General features: G+C 40.8%; 14 protein-coding genes and 1 pseudogene. 10 read left to right on the top strand and 5 right to left on the bottom strand.

All coding sequences use genetic code 11. The features are described from left to right. Positions 1 to 5: 5 nt before the first annotated feature. From bamA to tilS, 10 genes are all read left to right on the top strand, one after another. Positions 6 to 2,321 (top strand): outer membrane protein assembly factor BamA, encoded by a 2,316-nt coding sequence (gene bamA, locus ACMUMJ_RS07815; RefSeq protein ID WP_414678260.1) that lies wholly within the window; start codon positions 6 to 8, stop codon positions 2,319 to 2,321. Positions 2,322 to 2,330: 9 nt separating this feature from the next. Next, entirely contained in the window at positions 2,331 to 2,825 is a 495-nt protein-coding gene (locus tag ACMUMJ_RS07810; protein ID WP_414678259.1) for an OmpH/Skp family outer membrane protein, read from the top strand. Positions 2,826 to 2,827: 2 nt separating this feature from the next. Further along, positions 2,828 to 3,850 carry a UDP-3-O-(3-hydroxymyristoyl)glucosamine N-acyltransferase gene (gene lpxD, locus ACMUMJ_RS07805; protein ID WP_414678258.1) on the top strand — a complete coding sequence of 341 codons (1,023 nt, stop codon included), beginning with the start codon at positions 2,828 to 2,830 and terminating at the stop codon, positions 3,848 to 3,850. A 14-nt stretch (positions 3,851 to 3,864) separates the two neighbouring features. Further along, entirely contained in the window at positions 3,865 to 4,302 is a 438-nt protein-coding gene (gene fabZ, locus ACMUMJ_RS07800; RefSeq protein ID WP_414678257.1) for a 3-hydroxyacyl-ACP dehydratase FabZ, read from the top strand. Further along, entirely contained in the window at positions 4,302 to 5,090 is a 789-nt protein-coding gene (gene lpxA / locus ACMUMJ_RS07795; protein ID WP_414678256.1) for an acyl-ACP--UDP-N-acetylglucosamine O-acyltransferase, read from the top strand. Before fabZ ends, lpxA begins: the two co-directional genes overlap by 1 nt. A gap of 81 nt (positions 5,091 to 5,171) precedes the next feature. Continuing rightward, the gene (gene lpxB, locus ACMUMJ_RS07790; RefSeq protein WP_414678255.1) at positions 5,172 to 6,344 is read left to right on the top strand and encodes a lipid-A-disaccharide synthase; all 1,173 of its coding nucleotides are present in this window, start codon (positions 5,172 to 5,174) and stop codon (positions 6,342 to 6,344) included. Beyond that, a complete protein-coding gene (gene rnhB / locus ACMUMJ_RS07785; RefSeq protein ID WP_414678254.1) occupies positions 6,344 to 6,943 on the top strand; it encodes a ribonuclease HII in 600 nt (199 codons plus the stop codon). The genes lpxB and rnhB overlap by 1 nt, the downstream gene beginning before the upstream one ends. A gap of 4 nt (positions 6,944 to 6,947) precedes the next feature. After that, positions 6,948 to 10,421, top strand: coding sequence for a DNA polymerase III subunit alpha (gene dnaE, locus ACMUMJ_RS07780; protein WP_414678253.1), 3,474 nt, complete (start codon positions 6,948 to 6,950; stop codon positions 10,419 to 10,421). A 116-nt stretch (positions 10,422 to 10,537) separates the two neighbouring features. Continuing rightward, on the top strand, positions 10,538 to 11,485 hold the full coding sequence (accA, locus tag ACMUMJ_RS07775) for an acetyl-CoA carboxylase carboxyl transferase subunit alpha (protein ID WP_414678252.1): 948 nt from the start codon (positions 10,538 to 10,540) through the stop codon (positions 11,483 to 11,485). Positions 11,486 to 11,580: 95 nt separating this feature from the next. Further along, entirely contained in the window at positions 11,581 to 12,882 is a 1,302-nt protein-coding gene (tilS, locus tag ACMUMJ_RS07770; RefSeq protein ID WP_414678251.1) for a tRNA lysidine(34) synthetase TilS, read from the top strand. A gap of 59 nt (positions 12,883 to 12,941) precedes the next feature. Here tilS and ACMUMJ_RS07765 read toward each other — a convergent pair whose 3' ends face one another. The 5 genes and pseudogenes from ACMUMJ_RS07765 to ACMUMJ_RS07745 all read right to left on the bottom strand — a co-directional run. Further along, entirely contained in the window at positions 12,942 to 13,127 is a 186-nt protein-coding gene (locus tag ACMUMJ_RS07765; protein ID WP_414678249.1) for a hypothetical protein, read from the bottom strand. Between the two features lie 40 nt (positions 13,128 to 13,167). Beyond that, complete coding sequence (locus tag ACMUMJ_RS07760) at positions 13,168 to 14,343, bottom strand: MFS transporter (protein WP_414678248.1); 1,176 nt, start codon at positions 14,341 to 14,343, stop codon at positions 13,168 to 13,170. A gap of 196 nt (positions 14,344 to 14,539) precedes the next feature. Next, positions 14,540 to 15,412 (bottom strand): 4-hydroxy-tetrahydrodipicolinate synthase, encoded by an 873-nt coding sequence (gene dapA, locus ACMUMJ_RS07755; protein WP_414678247.1) that lies wholly within the window; start codon positions 15,410 to 15,412, stop codon positions 14,540 to 14,542. Between the two features lie 598 nt (positions 15,413 to 16,010). Next, positions 16,011 to 16,130, bottom strand: coding sequence for a hypothetical protein (locus ACMUMJ_RS07750; protein WP_414678246.1), 120 nt, complete (start codon positions 16,128 to 16,130; stop codon positions 16,011 to 16,013). A 317-nt stretch (positions 16,131 to 16,447) separates the two neighbouring features. After that, a pseudogene (locus ACMUMJ_RS07745) lies at positions 16,448 to 16,587 on the bottom strand (IS110 family transposase); the annotation flags it as partial.

Genomic DNA, 16,587 nt, shown 5'->3' with positions numbered 1-16,587 from the left:
TGTTGGTGAAGTTTTTTATTGCGTTATTTTTGAGCGTATTAAGTGCACATAGCCTGTCAAAAAATATAGAAGATATTCGTGTTGATGGTTTAGTGAAAATGCTCCCTTCTAGAGCATTTGAGGTGATTGGCTTTGATCAGGGTCAAACTTATGATTCTGATCAAGTTCATCAAGCGATTAAAAAATTATTTGGAACTGGGTACTTCAGTGATATTGACGTTTTAGAAGACGATGGCATTTTAATCTTTAAAGTCGTCGAGCGTGCTTCTATTGGTGATTTGGTGATTGAAGGTAATGACCTGATCTCTTTGGAAGAATTGGAGAGAGGCCTTAAACTGTCGGGCCTTGAAGTGGGTGAAATATATCAGCCAAATTCACTTAACCAGATAGAGCAAGAGTTGCAAAGGCAATATTATGCATTGGGTCGATACAGTGCAAAAGTTGAATTGAATGTTACGCCCATGCTTCGTAATCGAGTGAAAGTGAATGTTGATATTTCTGAAGGTGCAACCGCAAAAATCGTTCATGTGAACCTCGTAGGTAATACCGCCTTTACCGATGAAGAAGCGACTCGTTTTTTTGAATCTAAAGAAACAGGCTACTTTAACCCTTTTAGCAGCGCGGATGAGTACGCAAAGCAAAAGATTCAAGGAGATCTTGAAAAGCTTAGAAGTTTTTATCTTGACCGTGGTTACTTAGATTTTAATTTGGTCTCCAGCCAAGTGAGTTTGTCCAGCGATAAGAAAAATGTCTATATCGTTATTAATGTAGATGAAGGCTCTCCTTATACGGTTGAAGAGATCGCCCTTAATGGCAGCTTAATTGTTCCTGAAGAAAAAATCCTTGAAAAAATAAAACAAGAATCGGGTGACTTATTCTCTCGAAAAGAAGTGACGGCAACAATGGATCGTATATCGACTTTGTTGGGCGACGAAGGTTATCTATTTACTAATGTTAATTTAATTCCTGAAAAGTTAGGGGGGAATAAATTAAAGATTACTTACCATATTACTCCAGGCCCTAAGGTTTATGTGAGACGTATTACATTTAGCGGTAATAATGAAACGACAGATGAAGTATTACGAAGGGAAGTAACTCAGTTTGAAGGGAGTTTAGCCAGTCATTCGAAAATTCAATCATCCAAGCGTCGTCTTGAACGATTGGGCTTTTTTGGAAAAGTTGATTTGAGAACGATTCCTGTTTCTGGTACAACAGATCAAGTCGATTTAAATATCACGGTTGAGGAGCAAGCGTCAGGCAGTATTCAAGCAAGCGTTGGTTACTCTGAAGAAAGCGGTACGGTATTAGGTTTTGGTATTGCTAAAAGAAATTTCTTAGGAACAGGGAATAAACTGTCTTTCAACGCCAGTCGTACAGACCGTTCACAAGAATACAATTTGTCTTATGACAACCCATATTTCACGGTTGACGGTGTAAGTCGTGGGTTTGATTTGTTTTATCAGGTTAGTGATCATGCTGACGATGATGTTGAAGATTACGATTTAGATACGATTGGTGCAAGTGTTCGTTTTGGTTACCCATTATCAGACACTCAGAGATTGAGTTTTGGTTTGACCGTAAAAGAAACAACAGTAAAGTTGGGCACGGATCCTTCGAATGAAACGTCTCAATATGTTAATGATAATGGTGATGCTTATGATGACTTTATTGCCAATCTAACATGGACTGATAATGATTTAATTGGTGGCGTACTTCCGACTGACGGGTATTCAACGAAATTGAGCTTTAACCTTGCCTTACCCTCAGGTGATCAAGAATACGGTAAAGTGGATTTAACCAGTCAGAAGTATTGGAATATTAATGAATCCAATTTGTGGTTAATAAGGTTGAAAGGCCGATTAGGCTATGGCTTTGGCTATGGAGATACTGAACAACTTCCTTTCTTCGAAAACTACTTTGCAGGTGGTAGTTCTACCGTCAGAGGGTTTGAGTCTGCATCCCTAGGGCCTAAAAATTCTTATCCTGACGACAGTACTGAGCAGCCATCTGCTATCGGTGGTAATATTTTGATAGCGGCAACGGCGGAATTTATTTTCCCATTACCTATGGTTGAAGATCATAAATCTGTAAGAACATCGTTATTTTTTGACGCGGGAAATGTGTTTACGGATCAGTGTTTATCCAGCAATAATCAATGTAATGAAGGTGTCGATATTAATGAGATACGTTACAGTGTTGGTCTTAATTGGACGTGGATTACGCCTATCGCACCTCTGTCATTCAATTTTGCTAAATCTCTGAATTCTAAAACAGGCGATTCAACCGATTTCTTTCAATTTCAGTTAGGTACAACCTTTTAAGGGGAATAGATGAAAACATTTTTAGGGCTGTTTTTAGGTGCCGTATTGTCTTTGCCTAGTAATGCAACAGAGGTTGCGGTGATTGATTTTAGAGGCGCCCTATTGCAAAGTGAAAAAGGGCAGGCGGCTTCTGTAGAGCCTCGCCAACAAATTCGTAATATGGAGTCTCAACTTAATAACTCTAGATTGGCGTTAGACGCTTTTGCAAAAGAACTTAAAAAAGAGGAGTTAACACTGGCTCCAGAAGAGTATCAAAGACGCATACAAGAGCTGAACCAAAGAGATGCCGCTATCCGTAACATGGCGGCAAACATGCAGAGACAGGCGAAACAGATGGAACAGCAGTTGATCGATACCTTATCGTCCGATGCTGAAGTTATTTTGAAAGCTCTAATAGCTGAGAAAAAATTGGACTTGGTTTTAAATAGACAGCTTAGTTTGTATGCAAGTGGGGATGTTGATTTAACCGCTGAATTTATTAAAAGGTTAAATGAGGCTAAATAATAATGTCTTATACTTTGGCGCAATTGTCTGAATATGTGAATGGCACTTTGCAAGGTGATAAAACGAAGCAAATTGACGGTCTGGGCACTATCAATTCAGCAACGTCTAATCAATTGGCTTTTATCGCTAATCCAAAGTATTTATCGGCATTAGATACAACGTCAGCAGGTGCTGTATTGGTTAAAAATCGATTGCAAGCAAATCAAATAAAAAACGCCATTATTGTTTCTGATCCATATTTAGCGTTTGCTAAGTTATCGGCCTTATTTGATGTTTCTGCTCCTTCATGGTCCGGTATACATGCTCGTGCTGTTGTTTCTGAAAGTGCTTTTATTGGGCAAAATGTTGTTATTAGCCCGAACGCTGTAATTGAAGATAATGTTACGCTAGAAGATAACGTTGTGATTGGTGTGGGCTGTGTTATCGGCGCGAACGTCGTTATTGGCAGTGGAACTAAGCTAAATGCAAATGTTACTCTTTATCATGGTGTCCTGATTGGAGAGAACTGTATTATTCACAGTGGTGCAGTCATTGGTGCAGATGGTTTTGGGTTTGCCCCGACTCAAGGCAGTTGGCAAAAGATTCATCAGCTGGGATCTGTTCGAATTGGTAATAATGTTGAAATAGGTGCAAATACAACGATAGATCGTGGAGCAATCGAGGACACTCGTATAGGGAATGGTGTTATTATAGATAACCAAGTCCAAATTGCTCATAATGTTGTTGTTGGTAACCATACCGCGATTGCCGGTTGTGCTGCTATTGCGGGTAGCACAAAAATTGGTAACAATTGCACTATTGCTGGTGGCGTAGGCGTTATAGGTCATTTGAATATAGTTGATGGAGTGCACATTACCGCAATGAGTTTAGTTTCTAAGTCTATTTTAGTGTCAGGGTCTTACTCTTCTGGTACGGCTTTAGACTCAACCGATAAATGGAAACGCTCCGTTGCTCGTCTTAGACGAATTGATGAGATGGCAAAAACGGTTGCTCAATTGGAAAAACAAATAAACAAGTTAAATTAAAAGGTCGATGCTAAATGATGGATGTGAATGAAATTCGCCGATACTTACCTCATAGATATCCTTTCTTACTCGTGGATAGAGTAGTGGAGCTTAACTTAGGCGAATCGATAGTTGCATATAAGAATGTGACGATAAATGAACCTTATTTTAATGGTCATTTTCCAGATCATCCAGTAATGCCGGGAGTTTTGATTATTGAAGCGATGGCTCAAGCTGCAGGTGTTTTAGGTTTTAAAACGATGGATAAGACACCAGAAGATGGTTCTATTTATTACTTTGTAGGCTCCGATAAAACTCGATTCAAGCGGCCAGTTGTTCCTGGTGATTGCTTACAGTTAGAAGCTAAAATAGTCACTGAAAAACGAGGCATTTGGAAATTTGAATGTAGGGCAACGGTTGACGGCGAATTAGCCTGTTCCGCTACAATTTTGTGTGCTGATAGGAAAGTTTAGTGAGTATTCACCCTACGGCTTTAGTTGATTCAAGTGCTGAAATCGATGCAAACGTTGAAATAGGTGCGTTTTCGATTGTTGGACCAAATGTTAAAATTGGTTCTGGGACAGTAGTTAAATCTCATGTTGTGATTAATGGTCATACGACAATTGGTTGTGACAATGAAATTTATCAATTTTCTTCTGTTGGGGAGGCGAATCAGGATAAAAAATATAATGATGAGCCAACTCAACTTATTATAGGGGATCGTAATGTTATCCGGGAGAATGCCACGCTTCATCGTGGTACGATTCAAGATGATGGGGTCACTATGATTGGAAGCGGTAATTTATTTATGGCCAGTACACATATTGGTCATGACTGCATTGTGGGTGATGACAATATTATGGCGAATTACGCCGCTTTGGCAGGTCACGTTACGATTGGTGACTCGATTTTACTTGGTGGCTATACTGGCATTCACCAATTCTGCCGTATTGGATCATTCAGTATGTGTGGCATGGGCTCTATGGTGACTAAAGATGTACCTGAATATGTCATGGTTTCAGGTAATCCATCAAGTGCTCATGGAATGAATTTTGAAGGGATGAAGAGACGAGGAATGGATGCGGCTGTCATCAAAGCATTGAGAGACTCGTATAAACTCGTCTACCTCAAAGGTCTTAAATTAGACGATGCTCTTGTTGAGTTAGAGCAAGGGTTAGCGAAAGACTTTAAAGAAGTATTTTCTTTTGTTCAGTCGTTTAGGCTCTCGAAAAGAGGCGTTATTCGGCCGGGTAAAAAATAAAAAAACCCCAGTTTATCTGGGGTTTTTTTATGACAGTAATTCTCTATTGTTCTTAAATTTTATGAAAGAGTGTTTTGTTTTATGAGTGGTAATGCGTCAACCCCCCGTTTTGTTATTGTCGCTGGTGAAGCGTCAGGTGACATATTGGGGGCAAACTTAATTGCGTCCTTGAAAGAAAAATGCCCAAATGCGCTGTTTGAAGGCATCGGTGGTCCTTTGATGGAAGCTCAAGGTTTTCAGAGTATGGTTCCAATGGACAGGTTGTCTGTTATGGGATTGGTTGAAGTATTAGGGCGTCTCTTTGAATTATTAAAAATTCGTAAACGTGTTTATGAGCATTGTATTGAGAATCCTCCAGTTGTTTTTATTGGTATTGACTCCCCTGATTTTACTTTGCCCCTAGAACGTAAACTTAAAAATAAAAACATTCCTACCGTACATTATGTGAGTCCGTCTGTTTGGGCGTGGCGTCAAAAACGCATTTTCAAAATCAAAAAATCAGTAGATTTAATGTTGTCTCTTTTTCCTTTTGAAATGCCTATTTATCAACAACATAACATTCCTGTCGAATGCGTTGGCCATACACTTGCCGATGATATTCCTCTAAAGTGTGACCGTGAGTTGGCTAGAAAGCAGCTTGGAATGAACGTCGATAACGGCCCATTGTTTGCGGTTTTACCGGGATCAAGACGAGGAGAGGTAGAGCGTTTAGCGCCTTTGTTTATCTCTGCTATGGAGCAAATAGTAGAACAAGAACCTAATGCGCAATTTATTATTCCTGCAATAAATGAAGAGCGGAAAGAACAGATATCTGAATTGCTTTTATCGTCTCATGTCTCAGCGGTGATTGTTGATGGTCAATCAAGAGAGGTTATGATTGCATCGGATGCCATATTGCTTGCATCGGGAACGGCTGCGTTAGAGGCGATGCTGGTGAAAAGGCCAATGGTCGTTGCGTACCGTTTTACGCAATTAACCTATTCGATTATGTCTCGTATGATCAAAGTGCCTTATGTTTCTTTGCCTAATTTATTAGCCAATAAATTGTTAGTCCCAGAACTAATACAAGATGATGCAACACCCGAACGTTTGGCGCAGACCTTATTAAGTACATGGAAAGACTTTGAAGCGGATCAAAATATTCGAGACATTTATTTGGATCTACATTTAATGTTGAGAAAACAAGCTGGCGATACGGCTGCGAATGCTATTATTAAATTAATTGATAAAAAGAGCCATGAGGGTAGAGGTTAATGGAGCCGTTTGTAAGCGAAGTATACGAAGGGCAGCTATTTGCAGGAGCGGACGAAGCGGGTAGAGGCCCACTAGCAGGAAGTGTTGTTGCAGCTGCGGTGATTCTTGATCCCAATAATCTTATCTTAGGTCTGGCGGATTCAAAAAAACTGTCTGAGAAAAAACGTAATGCGTTAGCTGAAGAGATCAAAGAAAAAGCGTTATCTTACTGCATCTCTTTTGCCAGTGTGGCAGAAATAGATGAGTTAAATATATTGCATGCAAGCATGTTAGCGATGAGCAGAGCCATCAACGGTTTGTCTGTTGTACCTGAACATGCATTAATCGATGGTAATCGTGTGCCTTTAGATTTACCTTGTTCCGCTGAAGCGGTGATTAAAGGGGATGCAAGAGAGGCGTCTATATCCGCTGCGTCTATTTTAGCGAAAGTTCACCGAGACGCCGAAATTGTCGCTTTGGCTGAAACTTACCCCGGTTATGGCTTGGAAAAGCATAAAGGCTATCCTACAGCGCAACATTTATTAGCGCTTGAAACATTAGGTGTAACACCAATACATCGAAGTAGTTTTGCGCCCGTCAAAAAAATTCTACAAAGGTAAGTCTGTGAGTCGTTCATTTATCCATCTACGAGTGCATACCGAATTTTCTTTGGTTGATGGTCTGGTTAAAGTCAAAGGCTTGCTAGGCGATACTGAAAAACTGAATATGCCTGCGGTTGCCATTACCGATGAAAATAACTTATGTAGTTTTGTTCGTTTTTACAAAGGCGCGATGTCTTCTGGCATAAAGCCTATTTGTGGTGCCGATGTCATGGTTGCAGCCCATGGGGAGTTGGAGAGTAACTCGCGCTTTACTCTATTGGCCATGAACAATAGAGGTTATAAAAACATAATAGAAGTGATATCAAAAGGCTATCAACTTGGGCAGCATCAAGGGCGACCGATCATTCAAGCGTCTTGGTTAGAGCAATACAGCAGTGATGTTATCGCGATTTCTGGTGCTCAATATGGAGATGTTGGTCAATATCTAGACTCTGGTCAGATTGGTCTTGCTAAACAGCAATTACAACACTGGATGGCAGTTTACCCTAATCGCTTCTATATCGAACTACAAAGAACGGGTCGTAAGGGCGAAGAAGATTACATACATTCAGTAATCTCGTTGGCAGATGAGCTTGATTGTCCTGTAGTCGCCACGAACGACGTACGATTTTTAAAACGAGAAGATTTTGAAGCTCATGAAGCTAGGGTATGCATCAATGATGGTGTAACACTGGATGATCCGAGGCGACTAAAGCGTTATTCAGAAGAGCAGTATCTAAAGTCTCCAGAGGAAATGGAAGCGTTGTTTGAAGACATTCCAGAAGCGCTGGAAAATACCGTTGAAATAGCGAAACGGTGTAATGTGGATGTTCTGCTTGGGGAATATTTTTTACCTGATTTTCCTGTCCCTGATGGTATGACAATGGATGAGTATTTCCGTCATTTGTCTCATGACGGACTCAAGGTGCGTTTTGATTTCTTAGTTAAGAAGTACGGTCAAAGAATATCCGATCGAAAACAAGAGTACATTGATCGCTTAGACTTTGAGCTGGACATCATTTTACAAATGGGGTTCCCCGGCTACTTTCTTATCGTTATGGATTTCATACAATGGGCAAAAGATAACGACATTCCCGTAGGCCCAGGGCGTGGCTCGGGTGCTGGATCTTTGGTTGCCTATGTGCTCAACATCACCGATCTTGATCCCCTAGAATACGATCTTCTTTTCGAGCGATTCTTGAACCCAGAACGTGTGTCTATGCCCGATTTCGATATCGATTTTTGCATGGAAAATCGAGACAAAGTAATTGATTATGTGGCGCAAACATACGGTAGGGATGCGGTATCTCAGATTATTACCTTTGGTGCAATGGCGGCGAAAGCTGTAGTGCGGGACGTTGCTAGGGTGCAAGGCCGCCCTTACAGCTTGGGCGATAAACTTTCTAAGCTGATTCCGTTCGAAATTGGTATGACTCTCAAGAAGGCATTGGAAGCGGAGCCTGCATTACAAGAATTCATTGATTCCGATGAAGATGCAGCTGAAATAATGGACATGGCATTTTCATTAGAAGGCGTCGTGCGTAATTTCGGTAAACATGCTGGTGGGGTTGTAATCGCACCGACAAAGCTTACTGACTTTGCGCCTTTGTATTGTGAAGAAGACGGATCCGGTCTGGTGACACAATACGATAAAAATGATGTAGAAGAGGCAGGGTTAGTAAAGTTTGACTTCTTAGGTTTAAAAACATTAACCGTTGTGGATTGGGCCGTTAAAAACATTAATCAAATCAATGCGTATGATGGCAAGCCTGATTTAGACATCAGTTTAATCGACTTAGAAGAAAAAACCACATACGAACTGTTGCAAAGAGCAGAAACCACCGCGGTGTTTCAGTTAGAGTCGCGCGGCATGAAAGAGTTGATAAAAAAGCTATTGCCTTCACGCTTTGAAGATATTATCGCCTTGGTTGCCTTGTATCGTCCCGGACCTTTAGGCTCAGGAATGGTAGACGATTTTATCAACCGAAAGCACGGTCGGGCGGAGGTTGCGTTCCCTCATGCGGATTATCAGCACGATGATCTGATTCCTGTTCTTGAGCCGACGTACGGTATTATTTTATATCAAGAACAAGTAATGCAAATTGCACAAGTATTGGCTCGTTTTAGTCTGGGTGGGGCCGATCTATTACGTCGAGCAATGGGTAAGAAAAAGCCAGAAGTAATGGCTGAACAACGTTTGATCTTTATGGAGGGGGCGAGCAAGCACGGAGTTGATAAGGATCTAGCGGGTAACATATTTGATTTGATGGAGAAATTTGCTGGATATGGATTTAACAAATCCCATTCTGCGGCGTATGCATTGGTTTCTTATCAAACGGCTTGGTTAAAAAATCATTATCCAGCCCCATTTATGGCGGCGGTATTGTCAGCCGATATGCAAAACACAGACAAAATCGTTATATTCATTGAAGAATGCCGTGCAATGAAGTTGACACTCCAGCTGCCAAATGTAAACGAATCTATGTACAAGTTTACCGTCAACCCAAATAATGAAATTATCTATGGCCTAGGCGCTATTAAAGGTGTGGGTGAAGGTCCGATTGAAGCGATTGTTGAGGCTCGTAAGGATGGTGCATTTGAACATATCTTTGATTTTTGTGAACGAGTGGGCCGTAAAGTCAATAAGCGAGTAATGGAAGCGCTGGTTCTATCTGGTGCATTTGATACCATCGGCCCAAACAGAGCAACGTTATTTAATTGCATTCCAGACGCATTAAAACGCGCTGATCAAAGTGCTAAAAGCCAAGATGCTGGCATGATGGACCTATTCGGAATTGCCCTTGAAGAAAGTACAGACGATGCTTATGACGAAGCGGGCATCCAAATAGAATGGCCAAGTCGACAACGCTTAGATGGTGAAAAAGACACCTTAGGTTTGTATGTTACTGGTCATCCAATAGAGGATTATGAGCGAGAAATTAGACGTTTTGCTCGTGCTCGAATTGTCGACCTACAACCTAAACGCGAAGCGCAGATTATAGCCGGTTTGATTGTGGATTTACGTATCACGAAAAGTAAAAAAGGTGGCAATATTGCGTTTGTTACTTTGGATGATCGATCTGCTCGAATTGAAGTAACGATTTTCCCTGACTCTTATGAAGAGTATCGCCATGTGATTGTCAAAGATCAGGTGGTTGTCGTAGAGGGAGAAATCAGTGTTGATGAATTTAGAGGAGGGCAAAAAGTCATTGCCCGTAAAGTATTGGACTTCCCTCAAGCTAGAGTACGCTATGTAGAAGCCCTACGAATCAATTGGTTGAAAGATGATGTGACACCAAATGATGTACGTACTTTATCCCAATGCTTGCAACCTTATTTAGGAGAAGGGTGTGATGTTGTGGTCACATTGACGACAGAGCGAGCTCAAGGAGACATCAGACTGGGGGCAAATTGGAAAATCATGCCAGATGATCAATTAATCCACGAACTTCAGAAACATTACGGTAAACAAAATGTTCAGCTCGTGTATAATTAGTCAATTTTATCGTTATTCAGAATAAGAGCGCTACAGTATCGTAGCAGTAAGGATAGCAAGGGAAGTCAATATAGGCTTTTTTTGTTCTCGATGAACCATGCAGCAGTGTGTATATCATGAATTTAAATTATTTACCTTTTGAACAGCCAATTGCTGAACTTGAGCAAAAAATTGAAGAACTTCGATTAGTTGGCAATGACAATGAACTCAACATAGGGGATGAGATTAGTCGCCTAGAGGAAAAGAAAGTTGCGTTAACGCAAAGTCTTTTCAATAACTTAGGGGCTTGGGAGGTATCGCAACTTGCTCGTCACCCTAAACGTCCTTATACATTAGATTACATCGAACATGTATTTACAGACTTTGAAGAAATGCATGGCGATAGACATTATGCTGATGACCGAGCTATTGTTGGTGGTATTGCACGTTTAGACGGTCGTCCTGTGATGATAATTGGTCATCAGAAAGGACGTGAAGTAAAAGAAAAAGTGTTACGTAATTTTGGTATGCCACGTCCAGAAGGATATCGCAAAGCATTGCGTTTAATGGAAACCGCAGAACGCTTTAAAATGCCGATAGTGACATTAATTGATACCCCTGGAGCATATCCAGGTATTGGCGCAGAAGAGCGTGGGCAAAGTGAAGCCATCGCTTTCAATTTGGCAGCTATGTCTCGTTTAAAAACGCCAATTATATCGACAGTTATTGGTGAAGGCGGCTCTGGTGGTGCCTTGGCTATTGGTGTATGTGATGAACTAATGATGCTTCAATATGGTACTTATTCTGTTATCTCTCCAGAAGGATGTGCCTCTATACTTTGGAAAAGCGCTGATCGTGCTTCTGACGCTGCAAAAGCGATGGGCATTACTTCTGATCGATTAAAAGAAATTGGTATTGTTGACACGATTGTGCCTGAACCTATGGGTGGTGCGCACGTTTCTCATGAACAAATGGCACAAAACCTAAAAGAAAATATTTTAGCGTCACTTGAACGCATGTCTGAATACAGCATGGATGAACTGTTAGAGCGTCGTTATAACCGTCTAATGTCTTACGGTTTATAAAACAATGTGTTGAAAATAGCCTCCTTTTTGGGGGCTTTTTTGTTTTTAATGGCCTCTAATGTATCTTAATGTGTCTTGGAAAGAGTATTAATTGAATGTCTTTTGAATATCAAAAAGAGGATGTTACTTTTTTACAATCAGGGAGTGTTGAGACCATTGTCGTTGGACTAAGCGGTGGCGTTGACTCAGTTGTGTTGTTGCATTCTCTTATTCAATTAAAGTTAAAGAAGCGAGTGATTGCTGTACATGTCCATCATGGTTTAAGTATCAATGCCGATGATTGGTCAATACATTGTGAAACCTTGTGTAAAACAATTAATGTGCCTTTTTACAGTCATCGAGTTGAGCTGGATTTGTCCAAAGGCTCATTAGAGGAAAATGCGAGAGACGCGCGTTACAAAATATTTGAACGCTATGTTGATTCTCATAGTGTGCTTCTTTTAGGGCATCATATGGGAGATCAGGCCGAAACCGTTTTGTTTCGATTGCTGAGAGGCACGGGCGGACGAGGTCTGTCTGGCATTCCTCATTCTAGAGTATTTTCTGACGGCTTTTTATTACGCCCATTGATGCATCTATCGAAACAGGCGTTCTATAATTATGCCATGCAACATGGGCTAACATGGGTCGAAGATGAGTCAAATGACGACGTTCGTTTCAGCCGGAATAAAATCAGACACGATGTATTACCATTGCTGCGTGAATTATCACCTTCAATTGATGAGCATTTGTCCAATACGGCAAACCGTGTACAGGTCGATTATAAAATGCTGGATCACTTCTCATCTCATTTTATTCGACAAAGGCAGAATAAATGGGGCGGTTTACGGTTAACGGATTTACATGAACTGGCGATTGAAGAGCAAGTGTTTTGGTTGCAGAACTTTTTAAGAATGCATGACATTAACGCCACTTATGTTCAATTAAAAAATATGGCGCTAAGCTTGACTGCCACCGTAGGCCAACAGCCATTAATCGAACTATCAGGAAAGCGTCTTCAACGATTTAGAGAATGCTTGTATGTCTTGCCTCAAGATATTTCTGTTCAAGCGATCCAAATATCATCGGGAATGAAAGTTAACCGTGCGTTTGACTCTTTGATAGTAACCGCTGAAGGGCTATTAGAGTTAAGGCGCCGCCCCAATCAGATTGATTTATTAATGCCATCGGGTAATCATAGGTCATTGAAAAAATGGTTTAATGATCAACGAATTCCTGTGTGGTGGCGAGAGCATTTGCCTTATGTTTTTCAAAACGAACGTTTGGTTGCCATCGGGAATCTATGGATAGACCCTAATCATGCGGATGTAGAGGTGAGTTGGATACCCAATAATACATTGGCTTTTCCGTGTAAAGAAAAGGAAGAAGACAGAAAGTATTGTTCGTGGAAGGTGTAAATTCATGGAAGATATAAGAGAAAACAAAAAATAACCGATAAGAAATGAAACAAGATACTCTAATTAGAGTATCTTGCTGCATCAATAATTGACCATAAATGCACAATGGCACCAACAATCCACATGAAAAAGAGGATGATGGTTGCGCTCAGTGCGTAACAAGTCGCCGCAACAAGAAAAAATAACACTGCTTTAAAGATACGGCCTTGGACAAGTTGCCCTAGGCCAGAACCTTGCTTTGCCATGTTTGTTTCCGAGTGAATTTTTAGGGCTCTTAGTCTAAATCTAGTCGGACTTTATTGAAAGTGGTTTTCTCGTACTCATCCAAACACTGATCATAGCGACAACAATAAAGGGAATCATTAGTAAATTCAAAATTTCCCAGCCGTATATGTTCTGCCAATACCCTGCAAGCACACTGCCGATGGTTGCTCCCGTAAATACCATAAAATCGTTTAGACCTTGAACTTTTGCCTTATCCGCAGGTTGATAGGTTTTGGTCAGTAAGGTGGTTGCACCAATAAAGGTAAAGTTCCAACCAATCCCAAGGAAAAGCAAAGCTATCCAAAAGTGCCAATAGCTTCTGCCCAGTTGAGTTAACACAACACAAAGTATTAGCAGCAAGCAGCCAGATTGAATAATACTGGTGGTGCCAAATTTTTGAATTAATTTGCCTGTGAAGAAAGAAGGCGCGAACATCCCCAGTACATGCCATTGGATAACCGTCGCAGTGCTATCAAAGCGAAAGCCATGGCCGTGCATGGCAAGTGGTGTGGCCGTCATTACCAAGGTCATCACGCCATAGCCAATCACACCAGAGGTAATGGCGGCTATTAGTTCCGGTTGTTTTAACAAAGTGGAGTAGGATCTAGGTATGCCACTTTGCTCTTCTACTGTCGGCTGCTTCAGAGGTAAAGCCAGAATGAGTAAGGTAGTCAGAACATAGAGAACAAGCAGAGCTGCAAATGCGCCTAAATATTGGGTGTCAGGAAAAGTGAATTCAGCCCAGATTGCCATATTTGGCCCAAGCACCGCTGCAATGATGCCTGCACCCATGACCAAACTAATGGCTTGAGGTGTTTTGTCGCTCGGCGCATTTTCAATAGCGGCAAAACGGTATTGTTGACCAACACCGATGGACATGCCTAATAATAGGGTGGCAATACAAAACAAAGTAAAGTGGGCATTCTGTAGAGCGTAAAATGCCAGAGTTGCGCCAACAATACCAATCATATTCCCAATAAAGAAGCCTGCTTTCCTTCCTACTGCTTTCATCATAAATGCGGCAGGCAAGGTAATCCCCATCAGACCTAAAAACTGCGTAGCAATTGGAAGAGTCGCTAACGATAAGTCAGGAGCAAGTTTGTGCCCAATAAGAGCCGTTACTGAAACAAGTAAAATATTGCCTGTAATTAAAAGCGCTTGCCCTACAGCGAGCCCCCAAACCGTAATTCCTAACATTATTTTGATATCCTATAAAGATAAGGCTTAAATGATGTATGACTTAGTGTATATCAATATATCAAAAACAAATAAGGGGTAGGAGCATTTAAGGTGTTATTTGATCACGATAGTATGAATTGAATTCATCTCGCTTCTATGTCCCCTTAATTGATAGAAGCGAGGTGTATCCGTTTGATGTATTAGCTTAGGGCTGTTAGATAAGCTGCAAGGTTTGCATAGCCTGTTTGATTTTTGCTTTACTTTGCTCTCTCAAAGGCATTACAGGTAAACGGCACTCTTCCGAACATAAATTAAGCAATGACATACCGTATTTAACGCCTGCTGGGCTTGGCTCGCAAAATAGCGCACTGTGTAAAGCAAACAGCTGATCCTGTAGTGCTTGGGCCTGTACGAAATTGCCTTCTAAGCACAATGTTTGTACGTCCGCGACTTTTCTTGGTGCCATGTTGGATGTCACGGATATGCAACCGTGCCCACCGCCAACATTGTATGCCACGGTGGTTGGATCATCGCCGCTTAAAAAGCTAAATCCTTTATTGATCAGTGCCCGTTCTTGAATTGGGCGAGTCAGATCCCCCGTAGCGTCTTTCACACCGACAATTCTTGGAAGCTCGGCCAGTTTTGCTAATGTATCGACTTCAAGACAAACAATGGCACGAGGGGGGATATTGTAAACAATAATTGGTAATTCAGAGTTATCATGAACATAACGGTAATGCTCATACAAACCCGCTTGATTTGGTCGGTTGTAATAACCCGCTACGTGTAAGGTAGCGTTTGCGCCAGATTTTTGTGCGTGGTGTGAGTATTCAACGGCTTCAACGGGGTTATTTGAACCCGCCCCCGCAATAACAGGTACTCGACCGTTTGTTTCTTCTGCGGTGATTTCAATAACGCGTTTATGCTCTGCTTCTGATAAGGTGGGTGACTCCCCGGTGGTGCCTACAGGTACTAATCCATTAATGCCTTCTTCTATCTGCCAACGCACGATGCGTCTTAACGCATCTTCATCAAGTTGACCATTAATAAAAGGAGTAATTAAAGCTGTAATTGCGCCGCGGAACATAGGTCTGTCCTATTAAATTATGACGCCAATTAGGAAGGGGATAAAGAAAGCTCCTCACAACCCGTTGGCTGTCGAGGTTAAATATGATTACTTTAAACGAGCAGCCGTGATGCAAGGTTTATTCACCTTACACTTTTTTGCTAGCTGTTTATAAGAAAGTAAGTTCATGATTTTTTGATGTTTGTATTTTAAAAGTTGAATGTTAATCCTGCCTAATACAAGATTAAGAGTCAATTAAAAACTCAAAAATTGTTTCCCTCCGCTCTCTCTTCAAAGTGAAGAGTCGTAAGTTATGAGCATAGGTTGAAAAAGCCATAGGCGCCTTCCGACATTGTTAGACTCTCGACCATGACAATACCCTCAATCATCACAAAGTCGAATACTCACCTTCATCAAAGCCTTTGTCTTTTGCTTAATTGAATGTTTTTACTTTCCCTTCCTTTGTGTCTTCCAAGGTGGAGGAAAGGGCTAGATAAAATTCACTAGGCCGCTAGGCCAGATAAAGAGTTTGATTTAGTGACATCTTCTTGAAACATGTAAAGTAAAAATTAGCGGTGTTTTGTTGGCGTTTAAAACGTAAAAATTTCATATGATTTGATCAAGAAGGTTGTTTATGCCAGCAAAATGTCGACACAATTACAGGTGTATAAATTTGAGTTGTAGACACATCGTTATGACCGAGTAACTCTTGTGCTGTTCTTATGCCTTGGTCGGACATCAATAGATGGGTTGTGAACGAATGTTGAAAAGTATGGCAATCTACTCTTTTTTATAAAATAATGAAATGGACACTCCCTTCTATACTGATTATGTTAGTTTAAAAAGGAGAAAAACTATGAACACTATTCATTTTATTGGTATTGATTTAGCTAATTCTGTTTTTCAGTTATGCGTATTTGATTAGGCGGGTAAAAAGCTTATTAATAAAGTCTTACATAGTAAAGCAAGTGCTTCGATTTTTAAGTAATGTTCACTCTGTAAACTTTGCGGTGGCATAAAAAATATAACAAGTGACTATGGTGTCAATTCCTAATGTTAAACCATTTTAGGGTTCCACATGACACCATCTCTCACCATCGAATTTATGATCACTACGAGCTTTCTTATACAGGCAATAATGGCGACTTTTTTAGGTTTTCCAGCGGTAACCATTCGATGATAAATCTCTTTAAATT

Source organism: Marinomonas phycocola (assembly GCF_047525455.1).
In the GTDB taxonomy this organism is placed as follows: domain Bacteria; phylum Pseudomonadota; class Gammaproteobacteria; order Pseudomonadales; family Marinomonadaceae; genus Marinomonas.
This window is presented reverse-complemented; position numbering and strand designations above follow the sequence as displayed.